Consider the following 23652-nt stretch of genomic DNA (forward strand, 5'->3'; position numbering starts at 1 on the left):
CACCGATGTAGGTGTGGACGATGTTCACGCCGACGGCGAGGTTGCTGGGCGCGTTGCCCGTGACGCCCGTGACGTTGACCGTGGAGGTCACCGCGGCGCCGTTGTCCGGGACGGACACGTCGGCCGTGTTCTCGAAGACCTTGCCGGTGGGCGGCTCGGTGCCGCCCGGGCGGGTGCCGACGTTGACGCCGGCCCAGGCGTGCTGGACGGCGAGGACCTCGGGGCTGCCCGCCCCGTACAGCTCGGTGGCCACCGCGACGGTGCCCGTGCGGGCGCCGGCGTAGTTGGTGGAGGAGCCGAACTTGGTGGTGAGGGCCTTGAACCAGATCAGCGAGGCCTTGTCGCGGCCGATGCCGGTGACGGGCAGGCCGTCGGAGGTCGGCGAGTCGTACGAGACGCCGTTGACGGTCTTGGTGCCGCTGCCCTCGGAGAGCAGGTAGTACCAGTGGTTGGCCGGGCCCGAGGAGTAGTGGACGTCCACGCTGCCGATGCCGGAGTACCAGTAGTCCTTGGACGAGCCGTCCTTGCTCGGCTTGTCCATGTAGCGCAGCGGGGTGCCGTTGCCGCGGATGTCGATCTTCTCGCCGACGAGGTAGTCGCCCGGGTCGTTGGCGTTGTTGGCGTAGAACTCGACGGCCGCCGCGAAGATGTCCGAGGTGGCCTCGTTGAGGCCGCCGGACTCGCCGCTGTAGACCAGGCCGGCGGTGTTGGAGGTGACGCCGTGCGTCATCTCGTGCGCGGCCACGTCGATGGACGTGAGCGGCTTGGTGTTGTTGGCGCCGTCGCCGTACGTCATGCAGAAGCAGGAGTCGGACCAGAAGGCGTTGACGTACGCGTTGCCGTAGTGGACGCGCGAGTAGGCGGCGACGCCGTCTCCGCGGATGCCGTTGCGGCCGTGGACGTTCTTGTAGTAGTCCCAGGTGAGCGCGGCGCCGTAGTGGGCGTCGGCGCCCGCGGTCTCCAGGTTCTGCGGGGTGCCGTTGCCCCAGACGTCGTCGGTGCCGGAGAACAGCGTTCCGGTGCCGGACGTGCCCCGGTTGAGGTTGTACGTCTTGTGGTTGCCGCGGGCGGTGTCGGTCAGCGTGTAGGAGGGCGCCGTGCCGAGCGTGACGGTGCCGCTGTACTGCGTGTTGCCGGTGCCGGTGTGGATGGCCTCCCACTCGTACAGCTTCGCGCCGGTCCTGGCGTCCGTCACGACGTGCAGCTCGCTCGGGGTGCCGTCGTGCTGGATGCCGCCGACGACGGTCTCGTACGCGAGGACGGGGGCGCCGGAGGCCATCCAGACGACCTTGCGCGGGGCGCGCTCGGCGGACGTCTCCTTCGAGCCCTCCGCGGCGGCGAGGGCGACGGCCTGCTTCTCGGCGGCGGCCGGGGTGACGGCGGCCGCGAGGTCGACGTTCTTCAGCTCCGCGCGGGAGGACTTGGTGACGCCCGCGGTGGCGCCGGCGGCCGTCTCCGCGACGATCAGGTCGCCGCCGAGGACGGGGAGTCCGGCGTAGGTGCGCTCGTAGCGCGTGTGGGTCGTGCCGTCGCGGTCCTGGACGACGTCACGGACGACCAGCTTCTCCTGGGCGCCGAGGCCGAGGGCCTTGGCCGTGTTCGCCTTGTCGGCGTCGGCGGCCTTGATGAGCGCGGTGCGCTCGGCGGGGGTGAGGTCGGCCGGGAGCTTGCCGGGGTTCGCCGACCGGCCCTGCTGGGCCTGGGGGGCGGCGGACACGCCGTCGGCCCGGGTGTCGGCCGCGGTGGCGGCTCCGGTCTGGACGCTCACGACGAGCATCGCGGCAGCGGCTATCAGAGCGCCGGTCGCGGTGGCGCGACGGCTGGGCGTGGATCTCACGCAGACTCCTTTTGCGAGGGGGGTACCGGAGGGCTGGGTGACGCCCACCGGGCAGAGCAAACAGAGCTGTGGAGCACGTGCGGGTGAACCCGCGAACGCTGGTGCGAAGAACCGGTGTGAGAGTGGCAGTAATGACCTGCACCTGTCAGGAGTGTGTCGGGAAGTTGGCCGGAAATCGTCCGCTGCCCGTACGCGTGCGTTCGTTGAGCGGACGTCGCGTCGATCGGGGCCGGCCGACGACCGGCCGGCCCCGCGGCACCCGCGCCCCGGCGCCTCCCGACAGCGGCTACGTCACCCGCTCCGTCCGCCTCCGCCGACGCCGCCTCACCCCGCCACCCGCAGCAGCACCACCGAGCGGGCCCCCACCGTCAGCGTCCCGCCGCCCGGGTGGCGGGTGCCCGGCGGCACCGACTGGTCCTCCAGGGCGGTGTCGAGGACCAGTTCGTACTCCTCCGCCCACGGCGGCCCCGGCAGGCGGAACTCCAGCGGGTGCGGCCCCGCGTGCAGCACCGCGAGGAAGCTGTCGTCGGTGACCCGCTCGCCACGGGCGTCCCGCCCCGGAATGTCCCGGCCCGACAGGTAGAGGGCCAGCGTCGCCGACGGCGCGTACCAGTCGGGTTCGGTCATCTCCGTGCCGTCCGCGCCGAACCACGCCAGGTCCCGCAGCCCGTCCGCGCGCTGCGGGCGGCCGGAGAAGAACGCCCGCCGGCGCAGCACCGGATGGCGGTGGCGCAGCGCCAGGAGCCGCCGCGTGAGGGCGAGGAGCTGGGCGCGCCCCGGGTCCTCGGGCAGCGACCAGTCCAGCCAGCCCAGTTCGTTGTCCTGGCAGTAGGCGTTGTTGTTGCCGCCCTGGGTGCGGCCCATCTCGTCCCCCGCGACCAGCATCGGCACCCCGGTCGACAGCAGCAGGGTGGTGAGCAGGTTCCGCAACTGCCGCAGGCGCAGCCCCTGGACCTCCGGATCGTCGGTCTCGCCCTCGACGCCGCAGTTCCACGACCTGTTGTCGTGCGTGCCGTCGCGGTTGCCCTCGCCGTTGGCCTCGTTGTGCTTCCGCTCGTACGTGACGAGGTCGCGCAGGGTGAAACCGTCGTGGGCGGTGACGAAGTTGACGGAGGCGTACGGCCGGCGCCCGCCCCAGGCGTACAGGTCGCTGGAGCCGGAGAGCCGGTAGCCGAGGTCCCGCACGTCGGGCAGCGCCCCGCGCCAGAAGTCCCGCACGGCGTCCCGGTAGCGGTCGTTCCACTCGGTCCACAGCGGCGGGAAAGCGCCCACCTGGTAGCCGCCGTTGCCCACGTCCCACGGCTCGGCGATCAGCTTGACCCGGCGCAGCACCGGGTCCTGCGCGATCACGGCCAGGAAGGGGGAGAGCATGTCGACGTCGTGGAAGGAGCGGGCGAGCGCCGCCGCCAGGTCGAAGCGGAAGCCGTCGACGCCCATCTCCGTGACCCAGTACCGCAGGGAGTCGGTGATGAGCCGCAGCACCTGCGGCTGCACCACGTGCAGGGTGTTGCCGCAGCCCGTGTAGTCGGCGTACCGCCGCGCGTCCGACTGGAGCCGGTAGTAGCCGCGGTTGTCGATGCCCTTCAGGGAGAGCGTCGGCCCGAGTTCACCGGCCTCGGCGGTGTGGTTGTAGACGACGTCGAGGATCACCTCGATCCCGGCCGCGTGCAGCGCCCGCACCATCCGCTTGAACTCGCCGACCTGCTGCCCGGCCGTCCCGGACGCCGCGTACCCGGCGTGCGGCGCGAAGTAGCCGATGGAGTTGTAGCCCCAGTAGTTGCGCAGACCCCGCCGCAGCAGATGGTCCTCGTGCGCGAACTGGTGGACCGGCAGCAGCTCGACGGCCGTCACCCCGAGCCGTACGAGATGGTCGATCGCCGCCGGGTGCGCGAGCCCCGCGTACGTGCCGCGCAGCCGCTCCGGGATGTCCGGGTGAAGCCGGGTGAAGCCCTTGACGTGCAGCTCGTAGATGACCGAGTCCTGCCAGGGCGTCTTGGGCCTGCGGTCGTCGGACCAGTCGTCGTCGTCCTGCACGACCACCCCCTTCGGGACGTGCGGCGCGGAGTCCCGCTCGTCGCGCACGGTGTCGGCGACGTGCTGCTGCGGCCAGTCCCGCACGTGCCCGTACACCTCGGGCGGCAGCGTGAAGTCGCCGTCGACGGCCCGCGCGTACGGATCGAGGAGCAGCTTCGCCGGGTTCCAGCGGGCACCCGTCCACGGGTCCCAGCGGCCGTGCACCCGGTAGCCGTACCGCTGCCCCGGCCCGATCCCCGGCACGAAACCGTGCCAGATCTCGTGGGTCAGCTCGGTCAGCGGCAGCCGCCGCTCCGTCCCGTCCGGCGCGAACAGACAGAGCTCCACCGCCTCCGCGCCGCCCGCCCACAGGGCGAAGTTCGTCCCGGCGACCCCGCCGGGACCGGTCCTGCACCGTGCCCCGAGGGGCGTCGGCGCCCCCGGCCACACGGGCGGCCCCACCCGCTCCGGAGCATGCTCCGGTACCGCCTCCTGCTCGGCTGCGCTCGACACCGTCCGGCCTCCCGCGGCTCCATGGGCCCGCAGCACGGGGAGCGGCGGCGTCCCGGCCCCCGCTCCCCGCGCGTCGTACTCCCGCGTCGTTCTCCCCCCTTTTCTGCCCGCGCGGCCCCGCTCCCAACATGGCCCGCACGGACGTTTCCCCTGGAGGGTGGCCGTCGTTGGGCCGAGCGTGACACTTGTATGGAAGCGGGCGAGGTACGCCCTCGTCGTGACGGGACTCTTGGCGGGCCTCGTGGGCTGCACCGGAACGGACGGCGGCGGGGGCCTCGGCCTGCCGCTGCCGGACCGGGCGAAGGCGCCGGGGGACGTCATCCGGATCAGCCCGGACGACGGCCGCCGCGGGGTGCCGGCCGGCGGACCGGTGGAGGTCTCGGTCGGCAGCGGGCGGCTCGAACGGGTGACCGTCGTCCAGGTCGAGGACGCCCAGCGGGCCGAAGTGCCCGGCGAGATCTCCGCCGACGGGCTGCGCTGGCGGCCCCGCCCCGGCACCCGGCTGGCGCTGGCCGCCAAGTACAGCGTGGACGCGGTGGCGCTCGACGGCCACGGCCGCCGCTCGGCCCGGCACACCACCTTCACGACCGTCGTGCCCGAGCACCGGTTCATCGGCTACTTCAAACCGGAGAACCGGTCCACCGTCGGCACCGGCATGATCGTTTCCTTCGGCTTCAACCGGCCCGTCGAGAACCGCGCGGCCGTCGAGCGCGCCATCCGCGTCACCTCCGACCCGCCGGTGGAGGTCGTCGGCCACTGGTTCGGCACGGAGCGCCTCGACTTCCGGCCCGCCGCCTACTGGCGGCCCGGCACCCGGGTCACCGTCGACCTCGCCCTCCGCGACGTCGAGGGCGCCCCCGGCGTGTACGGGATCCAGCGCAAGAAGGTCTCCTTCACCGTCGGCCGCTCCCAGGTCTCCGTCGTCGACGCCGCCGCCCACACCATGGAGGTCCGCAGGGACGGGGAGCTCCTCGCCACGGTGCCGATCACCGCGGGCGCGCCGAAGACCACCACGTACAACGGGAAGATGGTCGTCACCGAGCTGTACGACGTGACCCGGATGAACGGGGCCACGGTCGGCTTCGGCGGCGAGTACGACATCAAGGACGTGCCGCACGCGATGCGGCTCACCGACTCCGGGACCTTCCTGCACGGCAACTACTGGGCCGCGCCGTCCACCTTCGGCTCCGCCAACGTCAGCCACGGCTGCGTGGGCCTGCGCGACGAGAAGGGCGGCAGCGCGGACTCGCCGGCCGGCTGGTTCTTCGACCGGACGCTCATCGGGGACGTGGTCGAGGTGGTGAACTCCCGCGACCGAAAGGTGGCTCCCGACAACGGGCTGGGCGGGTGGAACATGGACTGGAAGGAGTGGAAGGCCGGTTCCGCCCTGCGCTGACCCCCGCCGCGGCCCCCGTCCCGCTTTAGCACGTCAACTGGGACTGAACGGTGACATGCACGAGGATCTTTCGTGTCCTGCGGTGTGATTATCTAGCGCCGTGTGCGCGAGTGGATGTGCACGGGGGTGGGGCCGTGGCGATGCCGGGCCGTGCGAGGGGAGACGACCACAGTGAACGGGCGACCGATATCGGGGGCATCGGCGGCGGCCACGGGCGGCCTGCGCCGTCGGCGCGGAGGCGCCGGGCTCAGGGCCGTGGCGACGGGGGCACTGCTCCTCGTCCTGGCCGCGTGCGGCGGGGGAGACCCGGCCGGCGGTGGCTCGGCGGGACAGAACCCGGGCGCCCAGGGCAGCGGCGCGCCGGACAACGCCGCCTCCCGGGCGGTCGTGACGATCCTTCCGAAGGACGGCGCCGACGCGGTCCCCACCAGCGGGGCCCTCAAGGTCACCGCCGCGCAGGGCAAGCTGACCACGGTCACGGTCGCCGACAACAAGGGCACCGCGGTCGAGGGCAGGATCTCGGCGGACGGCGCGAGCTGGGAGCCGGTCGCGCACCTGGCCGCCGCCACCCAGTACAAGGTCCACGCGATCGCGAAGGACGCCGACGGCCGTGAGTCGGCGAAGGACACCACCTTCACCACCCTGGTCCCGAAGAACACCTTCATCGGCCACTACACGCCGGAGGACGGTTCGACCGTCGGCGTCGGCATGCCGGTCTCCATCAACTTCACCCGGGGCATCACCGACCCCGAGGCCGTCGAGAAGGCCATCAAGGTCACGGCCGTCCCGGCCGTGAAGATCGAGGGCCACTGGTTCGGCAACGACCGGCTCGACTTCCGCCCCGAGGAGTACTGGGCGGCGGGCACCAAGGTCACCGTCGAGCTGAACCTGGACGGCGTCGAGGGCCGCCCCGGCGTCTACGGCAAGCAGAAGAAGAAGATCTCCTTCACCATCGGCCGCCGCCAGGTCTCCACCGTCGACGCGAGCGCCAAGACGATGCAGGTCGAGCGCGACGGCAAGATCATCAAGACGCTGCCGATCACCGCGGGCGCCCCGTCCACGACCACGTACAACGGCCAGATGGTCATCAGCGAGAAGTACGAGGTGACCCGCATGAACGGGGCCACGGTCGGCTTCGGCGGCGAGTACGACATCAAGGACGTGCCGCACGCGATGCGCCTGTCCACCTCCGGCACCTTCGTGCACGGCAACTACTGGGCCTCGGCGTCCACCTTCGGCTCCGCCAACGTCAGCCACGGCTGCGTCGGCCTCCAGGACTCCCGGGGCGGCGGCGACGGCTCGATGCCGGCGGCCTGGTTCTTCGACAACTCGATCATCGGCGACGTCGTCGTCGTGAAGAACTCCAAGGACAAGCAGATCAAGCCGGACAACGGCCTGAACGGCTGGAACATGGACTGGTCGGAGTGGACCGCGTAGTCCGCCCCTGAACCGTCGCGCGCGGGCCCGGTGCTGTGAGCAACAGCACCGGGCCCGCCGTCGTTAACGGCCACTAACCTTTCGGTATGACTGTGAACCTCGAAGTCGCCGAAGGCGTCGGCACGATCCGCCTCGACCGCCCCCCGATGAACGCCCTGGACATCGCGACCCAGGACCGGCTGCACGAGCTGGCCCGGGAGGCGACCGACCGCGACGACGTGCGCGCGGTGGTCCTCTACGGCGGGGAGAAGGTGTTCGCGGCCGGCGCGGACATCAAGGAGATGCAGGTCATGGACCACGTGGCCATGGTCAAGCGCTCGCGCGCGCTCCAGGACGCGTTCACCGCCGTGGCCCGCATCCCCAAGCCGGTCGTCGCCGCGATCACCGGGTACGCCCTGGGCGGCGGCTGCGAGCTCGCGCTCTGCGCCGACTACCGGATCGCCGCCGACAACGCCAAGCTGGGCCAGCCGGAGATCCTCCTCGGCCTGATCCCGGGCGCCGGCGGCACCCAGCGCCTCTCCCGTCTCGTCGGCCCCTCGCGGGCCAAGGACCTCATCTTCACCGGCCGGATGGTCAAGGCGGACGAGGCCCTGTCCCTCGGACTGGTGGACCGGGTCGTCCCGGCCGCCGAGGTCTACGAGCAGGCGCACGCCTGGGCCGCCAAGCTGGCGCAGGGTCCGGCGGTCGCGCTGCGGGCCGCCAAGGAGTCGGTCGACCAGGGCCTGGAGACCGACATCGACACCGGCCTCGCCATCGAACGGACCTGGTTCTCCGCGCTGTTCGCGACGGAGGACCGCGAGCGCGGCATGCGCAGCTTCGTCGAGGAGGGCCCGGGCAAGGCGAAGTTCGCCTAAGACGTACCGGAACGGACTACCCCCGGCATATGCCGGGGGTACGGCCGGGAATTGTCGCCTCCGGGGGGCCCATTCCGCCGGAACGGCCCCCGCGGACTCCTCCGTACGGCCATGATGGGGGGCATGGCGGGCCTGGACGGTAGGGAACAACCACGGCAGGGCGGCAGTGTCGTCGCCGCACGGTGGGCACCGGCCGTGGAGGACGAACAGGCCCTCGAGGCACTGGAGTTGTTCGGGAATCCGGCCGACGACGACGTCCGTCTGCCGTCCCTCCCCGAGTCCGCGCGCGTGGCCCGCCGGCTGACCCAGTACGTGATCGTGCGGCAGTGGGCGCTCGGCCCGCAGATCGCCGAGCACGCCGTCCTCCTCGTCTCCGAGCTCGTCGGCAACGCCGTCCGTCACACCGGCGCCCGCGTCTTCGCGCTGCGGATGCAGCGCCGCCCGGGCCGGATCCGGATCGAGGTGCGCGACCCCTCGCGCGGCCTGCCCTGTCTGATGCCCGTCCACGAGCTCGACGTCAGCGGCCGGGGCCTCTTCCTGGTCGACAAGCTCTCCGACCGCTGGGGCGTGGACCTGGCGCCGCGCGGCAAGACGACCTGGTTCGAGATGCGGGTCACCGACCGCTAGGCCGTTTCCGGCGGCCGGCTCCGCACGCACGGAAGCCCCCGTGCGCCGTGGTGGGGCGCCCTGGGGGCTTCCGTGTGATGCGCCGTGGACGGGGGGGTGTATCCACGGCCGCTGTGTCGACCTGGCCCGGGTCAATGGGGGTCGGTGACACCGACTATGGCAGACAGGGGGCCTTACGGCCAAAAGTCCATACATCTTCAAACTCGGGCATACAGGGACACATCCTCGATGAATCATTGGTGACATGCAGCACCCGCCTTGCAAACTGTGAATGGCTATGCGGTTCATCGATTGTTTCCCGGGATCGTCCGCATCGTGGACGCCCTGTCGAAGTCGATAAACGTCCTGAATCGGCCTAATTGTCACCAATCCGTTGTGACCCTCCTTAAATGGACGCGTGACGTCGACCGACCGCCGCGGTGCGCTCCGGGCCGCCGCGGCCGCGGCCCTCGCGGCCCCCCTCGCCACCGCCTGTGGCGCGGCCCCGCCCCGCCCGGCGGCCCCCGCCCCGACCCCCGCACCCGCCCGTGCCCGCGCCCGCGCCGCCGCCCCCGCGCCCCGCCGCTACCCCGGCCGCCCCGCCGAGATCGCGCACGGCCCCCGCGACCGGCCCCAGGTCGCCCTCACCTTCCACGGCCAGGGCGACCCCGCCCTCGCCCGCGTCCTCCTGGGCCAGGCCGAGGAGGCCGGGGCCCGCGTCACCGTCCTCGCCGTCGGCAGCTGGCTGGACGACCACCCCGACCTCGCCCGCCGCGTCCTCGACGGCGGCCACGACCTCGGCAACCACACCCAGCACCACCTCGACATCAACGCCCTGACCGAGGACCGCGCCCACGCCGAGATCGCCGCCTGCGCCGCCCGGCTCCGCCGCCTCACCGGCTCCATCGGCACCTGGTTCCGCCCCTCCCGCACCCGTCACGCCACCCCCGCCGTCCTGCGCGCCGCCCACCGCGCCGGATACCCGCACGCCCTCTCGTACGACGTCGACTCGCTCGACTTCACCTCGCCCGGCGCCGCCGCGATCGTCCGCAACACCACCGGCCCGATCCGCGGCGGATCCGTCGTCAGCCTCCACTTCGGCTACCCGGACACCGCCGCCGCCCTCCCCCTCCTCCTCGCCGACCTCGACCGCCGCGGCCTGCGCGCGGTCACCACCACGGAGCTGCTGACCTGATGGCACACCCCACGAAGAGAACCGGGACCCTCCTCGCCGCCGCCCTGCTCGTCACCCTCGCGGGCTGCGGCGGCGGCGACCGCGACGGGACCGGCGCCTCGGCCAGGAAGGCCGCCGCCCCCGCCGTACCCCGGGAGGCGGCGCCGCCCGGGCTGCCCGGCATGCCGCCGCTCCTCGACCCGAACGACGTCTACGCCGCCGACCGGCCCGGCCGGCTCTCCCCGGTCGTCAAGGACTTCCCCTCCCGGGTGTACGTCCCCAACACCAACTCCAACACCGTCTCCGTCATCGACCCCGCCACCTACCGGGTCATCGAGACCATCCCCGTCGGCGTCCAGCCCCAGCACGTCGTCCCCTCCTGGGACATGAAGACCCTCTGGGTCAACAACAACCGGGGCCACACGCTCACCCCCATCGACCCCGCCACCGGCGTCGCGGGCAAGCCCGTCGAGGTCCACGACCCGTACAACCTCTACTTCACGCCCAACGGCCGGTACGCGATCGTCATGGCCTCCCTCGACCGCGAACTCGTCTTCCGCGACCCCCACACCATGGAGCGGAAGAAGACCGTCCCCGTCAGCTGCTACGGCGTCAACCACGCCGACTTCTCCGCCGACGGCCGGTACTTCGTCGTCTCCTGCGAGTTCTCCGGCGAACTCCTCAAGGTCGACACCGAGAAGATGGAGGTCGTCGGCCAGCAGAAACTGCCCTTCGAGGGCGCCATGCCGCAGGACGTGAAGATCTCCCCGGACGGCAGGACCTTCTACGTCGCCGACATGATGGCCCACGGCATGTGGGTCCTCGACGGCGAGAAGTTCACGACCCCGCGGCTCCTGCCCACCGGCAAGGGCTGCCACGGCCTCTACATCAGCCGCGACTCCCGCGAGATGTACGTCCCCAACCGCGGGGAGGGCTCCGTCTCCGTCTTCGACTTCGCCAAGAACAAGTTGACGAAGAAGTGGTGGCTCCCCGACGGCGGCTCCCCCGACATGGGAGGCGTCTCCGCCGACGGCAAGGTCCTGTGGCTCTCCGGGCGGTACGACTCCGAGGTGTACGCGATCGACACCACGACCGGGAAGCAGCTGGCCCGCATCCCCGTCGGCAGCGGCCCCCACGGCCTCGCCGTCTACCCCCAGCCCGGCCGGTACTCCCTCGGCCACACCGGGATCTTCCGCTGAGGCGCGGCCCGATCGGGCGGGGACCGGATCGGGCGGGGGCCGGATCAGGCGGCGATCAGGAGGGCCTCGGAGGCCACCGGGCGGTAGCCCGCCGCCTGGAAGGCGCGCACGCTGCGGGCGTTGCCGGGGGACTGCTGGGCCCAGACCACCCCGTCCGGCGTCAGATGCCGGGCGGCGGTCGCCAGGGCCTTGCCCAGGCCCCGGTGGCGCACGTCCTCGTCGACCTCCACCGCCGCCTCCCAGCGGCCCGCCACGCCCCGGCCCAGGATCACCACACCGCCGTCGGCCGCCCACACCCGCACGTCGTCGCGGAACTTCATCGCCCGCGCCACCCGCGGGTGCGCCGGGTCGTCGATCTCGCGCAGCTCCACCGGCGGCGGGCCGGGCAGCGCCCCGGCCACCGTCAGCAGGTCGACCGTGTTCATCCGGCGGCCCGTCCGGGCCATCAGCGCCATCAGGAAGCCCGGGTTCATGCTCGCCGCGAGCGGGTCGGCGGCCGTGGCCGCCAGCTCCGCCCGCACCCACTCCGGGTCGGCGTCCGTGAAGACCACCGAGTGGGCCGTGAAGGCCAGGACCCCGGCGTCCCGCGGCCCCGGCTGCGGCACCACCGTCGTCGTACCGTCCGGCGGCGGGAACGACCCCCGCGCCGCGTCCGCGAGTATCCGCGCCACATCGCTGCTCATACCCCCATCATCCGGCACCGGCGGGCCCGCTAATCTGACCACCGTCAGAGAAGCACCGAGAAGGGGCGGAAGCAGTGGCGGAAGCAGTGAAGGACATCGAGTCGGCGCGCACGGCGTTCAACCGGTACGACGTGGACGGGGACGGCTTCATCACCGCCGCCGAGTACAAGAGCGTGATGGCCCAGCTGGGTGACTTCAACGTGACCGAGACGGTCGCCGAGGCGCTCATCAAGCAGCGCGACGACAACGGCGACGGCCGGCTGTCCTGGGACGAGTTCTGGGCGCACCTCAGCAAGGCCTGACCCGCCCGCCCGGACGGGCCCGGCGACTCCCACTCCGAGTTGCCGCCCGTCCGGGGCTCGGTGACGATCGTCCGGTGACGCTTCCCGGACCCTTCGGCACCCCGAGCCGTCTGACCGCCGCGGTCCTCGGCGCCGCCGCCGTCCTCGCCGTCGCCCTCCTCGGTGCGGGCCTCGCCCAGACGGGCACCGGCGAACTGCGCATACCGGCGGCCGGCACGACCACGCTGCTGCGCGTTCTCGTCCTCGCCGGTCTCGCCGTGCACGCCGGCGAACTCGCGGGCGCCCGGCTCGCCGGAGCCGGCCCCCTGCCGCGCGGCCGCTCCGTGCAGGCCGCCCTCCTCGCCGCCGCCGCCTCGGCCGGCCTCCTGCTGCTCCTCGCCGCCGTCAGCGGACTGAGCCTCCCCGTCGCGTACGGGCTGCGCGAGGGCCGCCTGCTGCTCGTCACCGCCAACGCCTTCGCCCTGGCGGCCCTGTGCGCCGCCACCCGGCGCCCCCTCCTCGCCGTCGCCCCGCTGGCCGTGGCGATCGTCGCCGAGGCGCTGCGGGCCCACCCCGAGACGGCGGGCTTCGGGATCGGGACGGGACTCACCGTCGTCCACCTCACGGCCGCCTCGCTGTGGTGCGGGACGCTCCTGTACGTGCTGCGGACCATGCGGCTGCGCGGCGGCGGCCGGGACGTCCTCGTCCGCTACGCCCGCATGGCCGCCTGGGTCTACGCGGCCCTCGCCGTCACCGGCACGGTCTCCACCCTGCGCCGGCTGCCGCTGGACGCCGCCCTCGGCACCGCCTACGGCCGGGTGCTCCTGGTCAAGCTGCTGCTCTTCGGCGGCGCGAGCCTCCTCGCCCTGGCCGCCCGCTCCCGCATGCTGGCGGGCGGCGACGCCCGTACCCCCGCCCGCGCGGAGGTCTCGGTCCTCGCCGCCGTCGTGCTGGTCTCCGCCCTGCTCACGGTCGTCCCGGACCCGCACTGGTCCGCGCCCTGAGGACGGACCCGGGCGGGGTCACCTCAGCACTCGATGATGTTCACCGCGAGGCCGCCGCGCGCGGTCTCCTTGTACTTGACGCTCATGTCGGCGCCCGTCTCCTTCATGGTCTTGATGACCTTGTCGAGGGAGACCAGGTGGCTGCCGTCGCCGCGCATCGACATCTTCGCGGCCGTGACGGCCTTGACCGCCGCCATGCCGTTCCGCTCGATGCACGGGATCTGGACGAGGCCGCCGACGGGGTCGCAGGTCAGGCCCAGGTTGTGCTCCATGCCGATCTCGGCCGCGTTCTCGACCTGCTCGGGGGAGCCGCCGAGGACCTCGGCGAGGGCGCCCGCCGCCATCGAGCAGGCCGAGCCGACCTCGCCCTGGCAGCCGACCTCGGCGCCGGAGATCGAGGCGTTCTCCTTGAAGAGCATGCCGACCGCGCCGGCCGCGAGGAGGAAGCGGACCACGCCGTCCTCGTCGGCGCCCGGGACGAAGTTCATGTAGTAGTGCAGGACGGCGGGGATGATGCCGGCCGCGCCGTTGGTCGGGGCGGTGACCACGCGGCCGCCCGCCGCGTTCTCCTCGTTCACGGCCATCGCGTAGAGGGTGATCCACTCCATCGCGTGGGCCGCCGGGTCGCCCTCGGAGCGCAGCTTGCGGGCGGAGTTCGCGGCCCGCCGGCGCACCTTCAGGCCGCCGGGCAGGATGCCCTCGCGGGACATGCCGCGCGAGACGCAGGCCTGCATGACCCGCCAGATCTCCAGGAGACCCTCGCGGATCTCCTCCTCGGTGCGCCAGGCCTTCTCGTTCTCCAGCATCATCGCCGAGATCGACAGGCCGGTCTCCTTGGCGAGCCGGAGCAGCTCGTCACCGGTGCGGAACGGGTACTTCAGGACGGTGTCGTCCGGGACGATCGGGTTCTGGCCGTCCACCGCGTCCTCGTCGACGACGAAGCCGCCGCCGACCGAGTAGTACGTCTTCTCCAGGACCAGGCCGCCCTCGGCGTCGTACGCGAAGACCGTCATGCCGTTGGCGTGGTACGGGAGCGCCTTGCGGCGGTGCAGGATCAGGTCGTCGTCGAACGAGAACGGGATCTCGTGCGCGCCGAGCAGGTTGATCCGGCCGCTCTCCTTGATCCGCTCGAACTCGTCGTCGGCGGTCTCCACGTTCACCGTGCGCGGCGAGTGGCCCTCCAGGCCCAGCAGGACGGCCTTCGGGGTGCCGTGGCCGTGGCCGGTCGCGCCGAGCGAGCCGTACAGCTCTGCCCGTATCGCGGCCGTGTGGGCGAGCAGGCCCTCGTTCTTCAGGCGGCGGGCGAACATGCGGGCGGCCCGCATCGGGCCCACCGTGTGGGAGCTCGACGGGCCGATGCCGATCGAGAACAGGTCGAAGACCGAGATGGCCACGGGGGACTCCTTGTGGGGGGCTAGACGCCGTTGTCTGCCGGGGTCGTGCAGAAAAGCGTGGGGTGCGGGCGGAACGCGGCGACATGGGGTGGGGCACCGCGCTCACTGTCCAGTGTGCGCGGTGCCCCGTAGTTCCATGCCAACAAAAGGGTACGAAACTACCTCAGGCCGGGGTACAGCGGGTGCTTGTCCGCCAGCGCGGTGACCCGGGCCTTCAGGGCCTCGGCGTCGAAGCCGGGCTTGAGGGTCTCGGCGATGACGTCGGCCACCTCGCGGAAGTCCTCGGCGAGGAAGCCGCGGGTCGCGAGCGCCGGCGTGCCGATGCGCAGGCCCGAGGTGACCATCGGCGGGCGCGGGTCGTTCGGGACGGCGTTCCGGTTGACGGTGATGCCGACCTCGTGGAGACGGTCCTCGGCCTGCTGGCCGTCCAGCTCGCTGTCGCGCAGGTCGACGAGGAGCAGGTGGACGTCGGTGCCGCCGGAGAGGACCGAGACGCCGTGCTGGGTGACGTCGTCCTGGACCAGGCGCTCGGCGATGATCCGCGCGCCCTCCAGCGTGCGCTGCTGGCGCTCCTTGAAGTCCTCCGAGGCCGCGACCTTGAAGGAGACGGCCTTGGCCGCGATCACGTGCTCCAGCGGGCCGCCCTGGAAACCGGGGAAGACCGAGGAGTTCAGCTTCTTCGCGAACTCCTTCTTCGCCAGGATGATGCCGCCGCGCGGACCGCCGAGCGTCTTGTGCGTGGTGGAGGTCACCACGTCGGCGTACTCGACCGGGTTCGGGTGCAGACCCGCCGCGACCAGGCCCGCGAAGTGGGCCATGTCGACCCACAGGTACGCCTCGACCTCGTCGGCGATCCGGCGGAACTCCGCGAAGTCCAGCTGGCGCGGATAGGCGGACCAGCCCGCGATGATCACCTTCGGGCGGTGCTCCTTGGCGAGGCGCTCGACCTCGGCCATGTCGACCAGACCGGCCTCGTCCACGTGGTACGCGACCACGTTGAACTGCTTGCCGGAGAAGTTCAGGCGCATGCCGTGGGTGAGGTGGCCGCCGTGCGCGAGGTCGAGACCCAGGATCGTGTCGCCGGGCTGGGCGATCGCGAACAGCGCGGCCTGGTTGGCGGAGGCGCCGGAGTGCGGCTGCACGTTGGCGTACTCGGCGCCGAACAGGTCCTTGACGCGGTCGATGGCGATCTGCTCGGCCACGTCGACGTGCTCGCAGCCGCCGTAGTAGCGGCGGCCGGGGTAGCCCTCGGCGTACTTGTTGGTGAGGACGGAGCCCTGGGCCTCCATGACCGCGACCGGAGCGAAGTTCTCCGAGGCGATCATCTCGAGGGTGGACTGCTGGCGGCGGAGCTCGGCGTCGACGGCGGCGGCGACGTCCGGGTCCAGCTCGTGGAGGGGCGTGTTCAGAAGCGACATGAATCGATCCCTTGGGGGTCTCGGGCCCGGTCTCAGTTCCCGGCGGAGAACGCGGCGTACTCGTCGGCGGAGAGCAGATCGTCCGGCGTCTCCGCGACGCGCACCTTGAAGAGCCAGCCACCCTCGAACGGAGCCGTGTTCACCAGGGACGGGTCGTCCACCACGTCCTGGTTGGCGTCGACGACCTCGCCCGTCACCGGGGAGTACAGGTCGCTGACGGACTTCGTCGACTCCAGCTCGCCACAGGTCTCGCCCGCGGTGACGGTGTCGCCCACCGAGGGGAGGTCGGCGTAGACGACGTCACCGAGCGCGTTGGCCGCGAACTCGGTGATGCCGACGGTCGCGACGCCGTCCACGACGTCCGACAGCCACTCGTGCTCCTTGGTGTAACGCAGCTGCTGGGGGTTGCTCATGACCTGATTCTCCTGTATCGGGTGAGTGCTGATGAACGCGGGTCTCGCGGGCTGAGACCCGGGATGGGACGACTGCGTCACTTACGGCGCTTGTAGAACGGCAGTGCCACGACCTCGTACGGCTCGTGGGTGCCGCGGATGTCCACACCTACACCCTCGGTGCCGGGCTCGGCGTGCGCCGCGTCCACGTACGCCATCGCGATCGGCTTTCCGAGCGTCGGGGACGGGGCGCCCGAGGTCACCTCGCCGATCACCTCGCCGCCCGAGACCACGGCCATGCCGGCGCGCGGGACGCGGCGGCCCTCGGCGACCAGGCCGACCAGCTTGCGCGGCGGGGCGGTCTCGGCGCGCTCGGCGGCGGCCTCGAGCGCCTTGCGGCCGACGAAGTCGCCCGGCTTCTCGAACTTCACGACGCGGCCGAGACCGGCGTCGAAGGGGGTGAGGGAGGTGGTCAGCTCGTGGCCGTACAGCGGCATGCCCGCCTCCAGGCGGAGCGTGTCGCGGCAGGACAGGCCGCAGGGGATGAGGCCGACGCCCGCGCCCGCCTCGGTCAGCGCCCGCCACACGCCCTCGGCGTGCTCCGGCTTCAGGAACAGCTCGAAGCCGTCCTCGCCGGTGTAGCCGGTGCGGGCGATCAGGGCGGGCACGCCCGCGACCGTGCCCGGCAGGCCGGCGTAGTACTTGAGGCCGTCCAGGTCGGCGTCGGTGAGGGACTTCAGGATGCCGGGGGACTCCGGGCCCTGCACGGCGATCAGGGCGTACGCGTCGCGGTCGTCGCGGACCTCGGCGTCGAAGCCCTCGGCGCGGGCCACCAGCGCGTCCAGGACGACCTGGGCGTTGGAGGCGTTGGCGACGACCATGTACTCGGTCTCGCCGAGGCGGTAGACGATCAGGTCGTCGAGGATGCCGCCGTCCTCCTGGCAGATCATCGTGTAGCGGGCGCGGCCGTTGCCCACGGTGGAGATGTTGCCGACGAGGGCGAAGTCCAGCAGGTCGACGGCCTGCGGGCCGGTGACGGTGATCTCGCCCATGTGGGAGAGGTCGAAGAGGCCCGCCCGCGTGCGCACGGCGTTGTGCTCGTCGCGCTCGCTGCCGTAGCGCAGCGGCATGTCCCAGCCGGCGAAGTCGGTCATGGTCGCGCCCAGCGAACGATGCAGGGCATCGAGGGCGGTCAGACGGGGGGCAGTGCTCATCGGGTGGCTCCCGGGTCCCAGGGCTGGCGTGCAGGGCACGACATACATGACGGGTGAGGACGTCCTCCCCATCTGTCATGGAACCTGAGAGGTTCACCGGGGGCATCCCCGGCTTGCACCTTGGGTGGGGACACGCCAGGTGTCCCGCTTTTCAGATCTGCCTCATCCGCGCGGTACGGGGCCTGAGAGATTCAAGGGAGGGTCTTGCTCCTTCGGCGCCCGGCCGGATTGCTCCGGCCCGGGACTCTCCCGCGCGGATTCGAGCGGCCGGTATGCGATTGTGTGGCGCTGAGCGCGCCTGGCGGGCACATCATTGCATGCGGTGTCGGCGGGGCAAATCGCTTGTGCCTCATTACCGTTTCTTTACACTTCGTGGGGAAGGGTCTCCTCAGGTCTCCTGAGACCCGGCAGGGGGAGCACGATGAGGATCCAGCACACCGGCGCCTACGCGGCCGGCACCGGCATACCGGCTCAGCGCGCCCGCGCACGGACCCGCGGCCGGCTCCTGCGCGACCTGCGCGAGCGCGGCGGCCGCGGCCCCCGCGCGCTCCTCTTCGCCCCCGGCGACCTCGTCGTCGTCTCCGGCCTGCCCGGGAGCGGCAAGTCCACCCTCATGAAGCGCACCGCCGACGGCCGCGGCATCGACTCCCAGGACGCCCGCGAGCGCTGGGAGGCCCGGATGCCCCGCCGGCTGCCGTACGCCCTCTACCGCCCCCTGGTCCGGCTCGCGCACTACGCCGGGCTCCGCCGCGCCCTGCGCTCCGGCGCCGGCGTGATCGTCCACGACTGCGGCACCCAGTCCTGGGTCCGCGGCTGGCTCGCCCGCGAGGCCCGGCGCCGCGGCCGCGCCCTCCACCTCGTCCTGCTCGACGTCGACCCGGACACGGCCCGCTCCGGCCAGCGCGACCGGGGCCGCGGGGTCTCCGCCTACGCCTTCGCCCGCCACCGGCGCGCCGTCGGCAGGCTCCTGCGCGCCGCCGAGTCCGGCGGCCTGCCCCGCGGCTGCTCCTCGGTCACCCTCCTCGACCGCGACGCCGCGGACACCCTGCGGAAGATCGGGTTCCGGGAGGCGGTCTGAGCCCCCGCCCCCGGCGCTCGTACCCTTCTCTTCTGGCCACGGGGGTGGCCGTGCGGCATTAGGGTGCTGCGGGACGGAGGGCGGCGCGGGACGGCCGGGCCGGCCGCCCGGGGCGGCGCCGCACCGGAACCGGGCGAGAAGGGGACACAGGACCGTGGACGTGACGTGGCCGGGCAACGAGCTCGAAGAGGTCCTTGCCGCCTCACTCGGCAACCCCGCCGCCGGAGGCCGACTCGTCGAGGTGCTCGGCCGCAGCTCCGTCTGGGTGCCCCTGCCCAACGGCGGCGGCCCCGACAGCCCCGACCTGGACCTCCCCACCATGGAGATCGACGGCGCGGCCTACGTCCCCGTCTTCAGCTCCGAGGCCCAGTTCCTCGCCTGCGTCGGCACCCACATGTCGTACGCCGTCGCCCCCGCCCGCGACTTCGCCCGCGGCCTGCCCCCGCAGCTCGGCATCGCCGTGAACCCCGGCGGCACGGTCGGCGTCCCGCTGCCCCCGCCGGCCGTCGCCGAGCTGTGCCGCGTCGGGCGCACCCCGCTCGACGGGCCCGCCAGCGGCGGCCGCGTCCGCCTCTTCGAGCCGGACTGGCAGGACGACCCGGTCGACTTCCTCGCCGCCGCCTCCGCCGAGTTCGAGGCCACCGGCGTCGTCGTCACCGCCCGGCGCGCCCTCGCCAGCGTCGAGGGCACCGAACCGGCCCTCTTCGTCGGCGTCCAGCTCGCCGTGTGGGACGGCGTCGACCGCAACGCGCCGCTCGACGCCCTCGGCCGGGCCCTCGGCCGCGTCGAGGTCGCCTGGCCGGTCAACCTCATCCTCCTCGACGTCGCCGAGGACCCGGTGGCCGACTGGATGCTCCAGCGCGTGCGCCCCTTCTACCAGCGCGCCGCCGGGTGACCGGCCCCGCTGTCTAAGCTGGACCGACTCGACGAATTGACGCGTGACGCGGTGGAAGAGGGGCGGGACCCAGGGTGAGAGTGCCAGATGCCGCTGCGGCCGGACAGGTCGAGCAGCTGCTGCGCGAAGTGACACCCGGACGCTACGACGCGTACGAGCGGCTGCTGCACGCCCTGGCCGACGGCGAGGTGTGGATGCTGCTCTGGCAGGGCACCGCCGGATCGCCCGACGCCCAGTACGGGAACATGGAGGTCGACGGCCACGGCTACGCCCCCTGCGTCACCTCGGGGCAGGAGCTCGCCGCCTCCGGCTGGAGCCGGGCCCACGAGCCCGTACCGGGCCGCGAGATCGCCCGCGCCCTCTACCCCGACCGCTGGGGCATCTGGCTGAATCCGCACGCTCCGGGCGGCGGCGTCGGCATCCCCTGGACGGATCTGCGCCGCGTCGCCACCGGTCTCGACCGGATGCCCGCGGGACCGCTGCGGGTCGCCGAGCCCGCCCTGGAGATCCCGCAGTTCTACGCGCTGCTCACGCAGAACGCCCACCGCACCCCGGCCGTGCGGTCGCTGCGCCGGGGCTGGGTGCAGCCCGCGCTCGGTTCGCCGTACCTCGCCATCGGCCTCGACCTGTACGACACCTCGCCGGCCGCCGTCGACGCGGTCCGGGCGATGATGCGCCAGTCGATCGCCGCCGTGCCCGAGGGGCTGCCCGTCTCGACGGTCGCGCTCTCCGACGCGTACGACCCGGTGGCGCTCTGGCTGCTGGCGAACGCGCGCCCCTTCTACGACCGCGAGGCCCACGGAGGGCGTGGTTCCGCGGCTCCGTCGGGGTATGGATATCCGCCACCCGCGCCGTCCGGATACTGAGACGTACCGCTGCGCCCGTTCTGTCCCATCAGCCTCCGGAGTCCGCTCCGGAGGCTTTTGTTCGCCCCAATTCCGGAGCTCACGGCACCAGTTGAGCGACATGTCCGATTGCGGCGAAGACGGGACGAGTTGGTCCGCTCAGTCGATCCCGACGTCCGTATAACGGAAGTCGCAGCACCGCATCACGTTTGAGCAAACATTCACCGTCAGGGCTGGCGGGTGATCGCAGACGCGTTGAAGACTCCCCGGAACACCTGGCGTTCGGCTCCCGTTCGAGCCGGTGCCCAGCAGTTGTTCCACCGAGCCGCTACCCGCGGCGGGCAAGGGCCGGCTACCGGCGGCCGAGAGGGGTCCTCACCACGATGACGGCACCACTGCACGAGGCGAGTGCGGGCGAGTCGACCGCCACCGTCCACGGCGCGCCCGACGCACCCGGCACTCCGGACGCTTCCGGCGCCCCCGCCAAGGCGATCCAGGGCCGCTCGCCCTGGCAGATCGCGTGGACCAGGCTCAAGCGCGACAAACTGGCCCTCGCGGGCGGCTGCGTCGTCCTCTTCCTCACCCTGGTCGCGATCTTCGCGCCGGTCATCGTCGGACTCCTCGGCCACCCGCCGGACGAGTTCCACGAGGACCAGATCGACCCGCTCTTCGGCACCCCGATCGGCTCCTGGGGCGGCATCAGCTCCGACTTCCTCTTCGGCGTCGAGCCCGTCAACGGCCGCGACGTCTTCAGCCGCATCGTCTACGGCGCGCGCATCTCGCTCCTCGTGGCCTTCCTCGCCGCGGTCTTCGCCGTCGTCCTCGGCACCGTCCTCGGCGTCATCGCCGGCTACTTCGGCGGCTGGATCGACGCGGCCCTCAGCCGGGTCATGGACGTCATGCTCGCCTTCCCGCAGCTGCTCTTCACGATCGCCCTGGTCTCGGTCCTGCCGAACGAGCTCCTCGGCCTCGACGGCTCCGGCGTCCGCATCGCCGCCCTGGTCGTCGTGATCGGCTTCTTCGGCTGGCCGTACGTGGGCCGCATCGTCCGCGGCCAGACCCTCTCGCTGCGCAACCGGGAGTACGTCGAGGCCGCCCAGAGCCTGGGCGCGGGCCGCTTCTACATCCTCCGCAAGGAGCTGCTGCCCAACCTGATCGCGCCGATCACCGTCTACGCGACCCTCATGATCCCCACCAACATCCTCACCGAAGCGGCGCTCAGCTTCCTCGGTGCGGGCGTGAAGCCTCCCACCGCGTCCTGGGGACAGATGCTGTCGACAGCCATCACCACCTACGAGGCGGATCCCCTCTTCATGGTGATCCCCGGCCTCGCGATCTTCATCACCGTGCTGGCGTTCAACCTCTTCGGCGACGGCGTGCGTGACGCGCTCGACCCGAAGGGCTCCCGCTGACCGTTCGCCGACGACACGCAAGACCCGCCCCTGCCGCTGGCGACAGGAGGCCCACCCCAATCGGCGGACCGCCGTAACGGCCGCCACTATCCCGGAGGTTGCTGGACCCATGCTGAAGAGCTCTCAGCGCAGAATCGCCGCGGGCGCGCTGCTCGCGGCGGCCACGATGGTCGTCACGACCGCCTGCGGCGGCGGCAACGGCGACGGCGGTGACAAGGGCAAGGGCGGCCTCGCCTTCAACGGCGCGGTCAACAAGGTCCTCAACCCCTCGGACAAGAAGGGCGGCGAGCTGAAGTTCATCGGCTCGCAGGAGGCCGACTCGTGGGACCCGCAGCGTGGTTACTACGGCTTCGTGTGGGACTTCGCCCGCTACTACACCCGCCAGCTCGTCACCTTCAAGGCCGAGCCGGGCGCCGCCTCCACCGAGCTCGTCGCGGACCTCGCCACCGACACCGGCAAGGTCTCCGCCGACGGCCTCACCTACACCTTCACGCTGAAGGACGGGGTGACCTGGGAGGACGGCAAGCCGATCACCTCCAAGGACATCAAGTACGGCATCGAGCGCATCTGGGCCCAGGACGTCATCTCCGGCGGCCCGATCTACCTCCAGCAGGCCCTCGACCCGAAGGCCACCTACAAGGGCCCGTACAAGGACACCGCTCCGGACAAGCTCGGCCTGAAGGCCATCGAGACCCCGGACGACAAGACCATCGTCTTCAAGCTGCCGGTCGCCAACGGTGACTTCCTGCAGATGCTGGCGATGCCCGCCGCCTCCCCGGTCCGCCCGGACAAGGACACCGGCGCCAAGTACGGCCTGAAGCCGTTCTCCTCCGGCCCGTACAAGTGGGAGTCGTACACCCCCAACAAGTCCATCAAGCTCGTCCGCAACGACAAGTGGGACGCCAAGACGGACACCGTCCGCAAGGCCCTGCCGGACAAGATCAGCGTCACGTTCACCACGAACGCCGACGACATGGACAACCGCCTCATCGAGGGCGAGTACGACCTCGACATCAACGCGACCGGTGTCGGCACCGCGGCCCGTCAGAAGGTGCTCCAGCAGCACAAGGGCAACGCGGACAACCCGCAGACCGGCTTCATCCGCTACGCGGTGTTCCCGCAGACGGTCACGCCGAACATCGAGTGCCGCAAGGCCATGATCTACGCGGCCGACTCCAAGTCCCTGCAGACCGCCCGCGGCGGCCCGCAGGCCGGTGGCGACATCGCCACCAACATGCTGCCGCCGGCCATCAAGGGCGCCGACCCGAAGGCCGACCCGTACGGCAAGCTCTCCGGCAAGCCCGACCTCGCGAAGGCCAAGGAGGCCCTCGCCAAGTGCGGCAAGCCGAACGGCTTCAAGACCACGATCGCGGTCCGCAACAACAAGAAGATCGAGATCGCCACCGCCGAGTCCCTCCAGCAGTCGCTGAAGGCCGTCGGCATCGACGCCCAGATCGACCTGTTCGACGGCGCCCAGACCTCCGGCATCATCGGTTCGCCGAAGGTGGTCAAGGACAAGGGCTACGGCATCATCATCATGGGCTGGGGCGCCGACTTCCCGACCGGCCAGGGCTTCCTGCAGCCGCTCGTCGACGGTCGCTACATCCTGCAGTCCGGCAACAACAACTTCTCGGAGCTGAACGACCCGGCCATCAACGGCCTGTTCGACCAGGCCCTGAAGGAGACCGACCCGGTCAAGGCCGGCGAGCTCTACAAGCAGATCAACACCAAGGTCTCCGAGGCCGCGGTCTACCTGCCCTTCACCCACGAGAAGAACATCATCTGGCGCAGCTCCCGCCTGACGAACGTCTACACGGCGGACGCGTACAACGGCCGCTACGACTACGCGTCCATCGGCGTCGTCAAGTAAGCCGAGTCCGAAACCAACTCGCTCCAACGGCGCACCCGCCGCTAGGTCCGAAGGGCAGGTGATGGCCGCAGGCGGTGGCCGGGGGGCGCGCCCGGGGGGGCCCCGCCCCCCGTCTCTTGACCACTATTTAAAACATA

Annotated in this window: 20 protein-coding genes and 2 riboswitches; of the genes, 13 read left to right on the forward strand and 7 right to left on the reverse strand. The window is 71.8% G+C overall.

The features are described 5' to 3' along the window. A partial coding sequence (locus ACWDVG_RS30005) for a M4 family metallopeptidase (RefSeq protein WP_451703836.1) occupies positions 1-1837 on the reverse strand: 1837 nt, incomplete at its 3' end. Between the two features lie 324 nt (positions 1838-2161). Beyond that, positions 2162-4363 (reverse strand): glycogen debranching protein GlgX, encoded by a 2202-nt coding sequence (gene glgX, locus ACWDVG_RS30010; protein ID WP_451703837.1) that lies wholly within the window; start codon positions 4361-4363, stop codon positions 2162-2164. 157 nt (positions 4364-4520) lie between these two features. Between glgX and ACWDVG_RS30015 the strand changes: the two genes are divergently transcribed. From ACWDVG_RS30015 to ACWDVG_RS30040, 6 genes are all read left to right on the forward strand, one after another. Continuing rightward, a complete protein-coding gene (locus ACWDVG_RS30015) occupies positions 4521-5759 on the forward strand; it encodes a L,D-transpeptidase (protein ID WP_451703838.1) in 1239 nt (412 codons plus the stop codon). Between the two features lie 171 nt (positions 5760-5930). Continuing rightward, complete coding sequence (locus tag ACWDVG_RS30020; RefSeq protein WP_451703840.1) at positions 5931-7196, forward strand: L,D-transpeptidase; 1266 nt, start codon at positions 5931-5933, stop codon at positions 7194-7196. Between the two features lie 86 nt (positions 7197-7282). After that, complete coding sequence (locus tag ACWDVG_RS30025) at positions 7283-8050, forward strand: enoyl-CoA hydratase/isomerase family protein (RefSeq protein WP_451703842.1); 768 nt, start codon at positions 7283-7285, stop codon at positions 8048-8050. Between the two features lie 123 nt (positions 8051-8173). Then, the gene (locus ACWDVG_RS30030; protein WP_451703844.1) at positions 8174-8677 is read left to right on the forward strand and encodes an ATP-binding protein; all 504 of its coding nucleotides are present in this window, start codon (positions 8174-8176) and stop codon (positions 8675-8677) included. A 397-nt stretch (positions 8678-9074) separates the two neighbouring features. Beyond that, on the forward strand, positions 9075-9851 hold the full coding sequence (locus ACWDVG_RS30035) for a polysaccharide deacetylase family protein (RefSeq protein ID WP_451703846.1): 777 nt from the start codon (positions 9075-9077) through the stop codon (positions 9849-9851). After that, complete coding sequence (locus tag ACWDVG_RS30040; protein ID WP_451703848.1) at positions 9851-11029, forward strand: YncE family protein; 1179 nt, start codon at positions 9851-9853, stop codon at positions 11027-11029. Before ACWDVG_RS30035 ends, ACWDVG_RS30040 begins: the two co-directional genes overlap by 1 nt. A gap of 44 nt (positions 11030-11073) precedes the next feature. Here the strand turns inward: ACWDVG_RS30040 and ACWDVG_RS30045 are convergent, their stop codons facing one another. Continuing rightward, positions 11074-11712: a GNAT family N-acetyltransferase gene (locus ACWDVG_RS30045; RefSeq protein WP_451703849.1), complete on the reverse strand. Its 639-nt coding sequence runs from the start codon at positions 11710-11712 to the stop codon at positions 11074-11076. Between the two features lie 86 nt (positions 11713-11798). Here ACWDVG_RS30045 and ACWDVG_RS30050 point away from each other — a divergent pair, with 86 nt between their 5' ends. After that, on the forward strand, positions 11799-12014 hold the full coding sequence (locus ACWDVG_RS30050) for an EF-hand domain-containing protein (RefSeq protein WP_451703867.1): 216 nt from the start codon (positions 11799-11801) through the stop codon (positions 12012-12014). Between the two features lie 74 nt (positions 12015-12088). After that, the gene (locus tag ACWDVG_RS30055) at positions 12089-12997 is read left to right on the forward strand and encodes a CopD family protein (RefSeq protein ID WP_451703851.1); all 909 of its coding nucleotides are present in this window, start codon (positions 12089-12091) and stop codon (positions 12995-12997) included. Positions 12998-13020: 23 nt separating this feature from the next. Here the strand turns inward: ACWDVG_RS30055 and ACWDVG_RS30060 are convergent, their stop codons facing one another. The 4 genes from ACWDVG_RS30060 to gcvT form a co-directional block, all read right to left on the reverse strand. Further along, a complete protein-coding gene (locus ACWDVG_RS30060) occupies positions 13021-14391 on the reverse strand; it encodes an L-serine ammonia-lyase (protein WP_451703853.1) in 1371 nt (456 codons plus the stop codon). A 158-nt stretch (positions 14392-14549) separates the two neighbouring features. Further along, positions 14550-15809: a serine hydroxymethyltransferase gene (gene glyA, locus ACWDVG_RS30065; RefSeq protein ID WP_451703854.1), complete on the reverse strand. Its 1260-nt coding sequence runs from the start codon at positions 15807-15809 to the stop codon at positions 14550-14552. Positions 15810-15841: 32 nt separating this feature from the next. Next, positions 15842-16222 carry a glycine cleavage system protein GcvH gene (gcvH, locus tag ACWDVG_RS30070; protein ID WP_451703856.1) on the reverse strand — a complete coding sequence of 127 codons (381 nt, stop codon included), beginning with the start codon at positions 16220-16222 and terminating at the stop codon, positions 15842-15844. Positions 16223-16299: 77 nt separating this feature from the next. Further along, entirely contained in the window at positions 16300-17415 is a 1116-nt protein-coding gene (gene gcvT, locus ACWDVG_RS30075) for a glycine cleavage system aminomethyltransferase GcvT (RefSeq protein WP_451703857.1), read from the reverse strand. A 62-nt stretch (positions 17416-17477) separates the two neighbouring features. Continuing rightward, a riboswitch (glycine riboswitch) is annotated at positions 17478-17576 on the reverse strand. Further along, a riboswitch (glycine riboswitch) is annotated at positions 17577-17677 on the reverse strand. Between the two features lie 159 nt (positions 17678-17836). Between gcvT and ACWDVG_RS30080 the strand changes: the two genes are divergently transcribed. From ACWDVG_RS30080 to ACWDVG_RS30100, 5 genes are all read left to right on the forward strand, one after another. Continuing rightward, a complete protein-coding gene (locus ACWDVG_RS30080) occupies positions 17837-18493 on the forward strand; it encodes an AAA family ATPase (RefSeq protein ID WP_451703859.1) in 657 nt (218 codons plus the stop codon). A gap of 154 nt (positions 18494-18647) precedes the next feature. Next, positions 18648-19388, forward strand: coding sequence for an enhanced serine sensitivity protein SseB (locus ACWDVG_RS30085; protein WP_451703861.1), 741 nt, complete (start codon positions 18648-18650; stop codon positions 19386-19388). Positions 19389-19468: 80 nt separating this feature from the next. Next, a complete protein-coding gene (locus ACWDVG_RS30090; RefSeq protein WP_451703862.1) occupies positions 19469-20254 on the forward strand; it encodes an enhanced serine sensitivity protein SseB C-terminal domain-containing protein in 786 nt (261 codons plus the stop codon). A gap of 362 nt (positions 20255-20616) precedes the next feature. Then, the gene (locus ACWDVG_RS30095) at positions 20617-21645 is read left to right on the forward strand and encodes an ABC transporter permease (RefSeq protein WP_451703864.1); all 1029 of its coding nucleotides are present in this window, start codon (positions 20617-20619) and stop codon (positions 21643-21645) included. Between the two features lie 109 nt (positions 21646-21754). Next, complete coding sequence (locus ACWDVG_RS30100) at positions 21755-23515, forward strand: ABC transporter substrate-binding protein (protein WP_451703865.1); 1761 nt, start codon at positions 21755-21757, stop codon at positions 23513-23515. Positions 23516-23652: the final 137 nt, after the last annotated feature.

Source organism: Streptomyces sp. NPDC003327, from assembly GCF_053589515.1.

Coding starts and splice junctions, on each gene's coding strand:
- ACWDVG_RS30095 (WP_451703864.1), top strand. CDS start 20,617: ATGACGGCACCACTGCACGAGGCGAGTGCGGGCGAGTCGACCGCCACC.
- glyA (WP_451703854.1), bottom strand. CDS start 15,809: ATGTCGCTTCTGAACACGCCCCTCCACGAGCTGGACCCGGACGTCGCC.
- ACWDVG_RS30025 (WP_451703842.1), top strand. CDS start 7,283: ATGACTGTGAACCTCGAAGTCGCCGAAGGCGTCGGCACGATCCGCCTC.
- ACWDVG_RS30100 (WP_451703865.1), top strand. CDS start 21,755: ATGCTGAAGAGCTCTCAGCGCAGAATCGCCGCGGGCGCGCTGCTCGCG.
- ACWDVG_RS30030 (WP_451703844.1), top strand. CDS start 8,174: ATGGCGGGCCTGGACGGTAGGGAACAACCACGGCAGGGCGGCAGTGTC.
- ACWDVG_RS30040 (WP_451703848.1), top strand. CDS start 9,851: ATGGCACACCCCACGAAGAGAACCGGGACCCTCCTCGCCGCCGCCCTG.
- ACWDVG_RS30080 (WP_451703859.1), top strand. CDS start 17,837: ATGAGGATCCAGCACACCGGCGCCTACGCGGCCGGCACCGGCATACCG.
- gcvH (WP_451703856.1), bottom strand. CDS start 16,222: ATGAGCAACCCCCAGCAGCTGCGTTACACCAAGGAGCACGAGTGGCTG.
- ACWDVG_RS30045 (WP_451703849.1), bottom strand. CDS start 11,712: ATGAGCAGCGATGTGGCGCGGATACTCGCGGACGCGGCGCGGGGGTCG.
- gcvT (WP_451703857.1), bottom strand. CDS start 17,415: ATGAGCACTGCCCCCCGTCTGACCGCCCTCGATGCCCTGCATCGTTCG.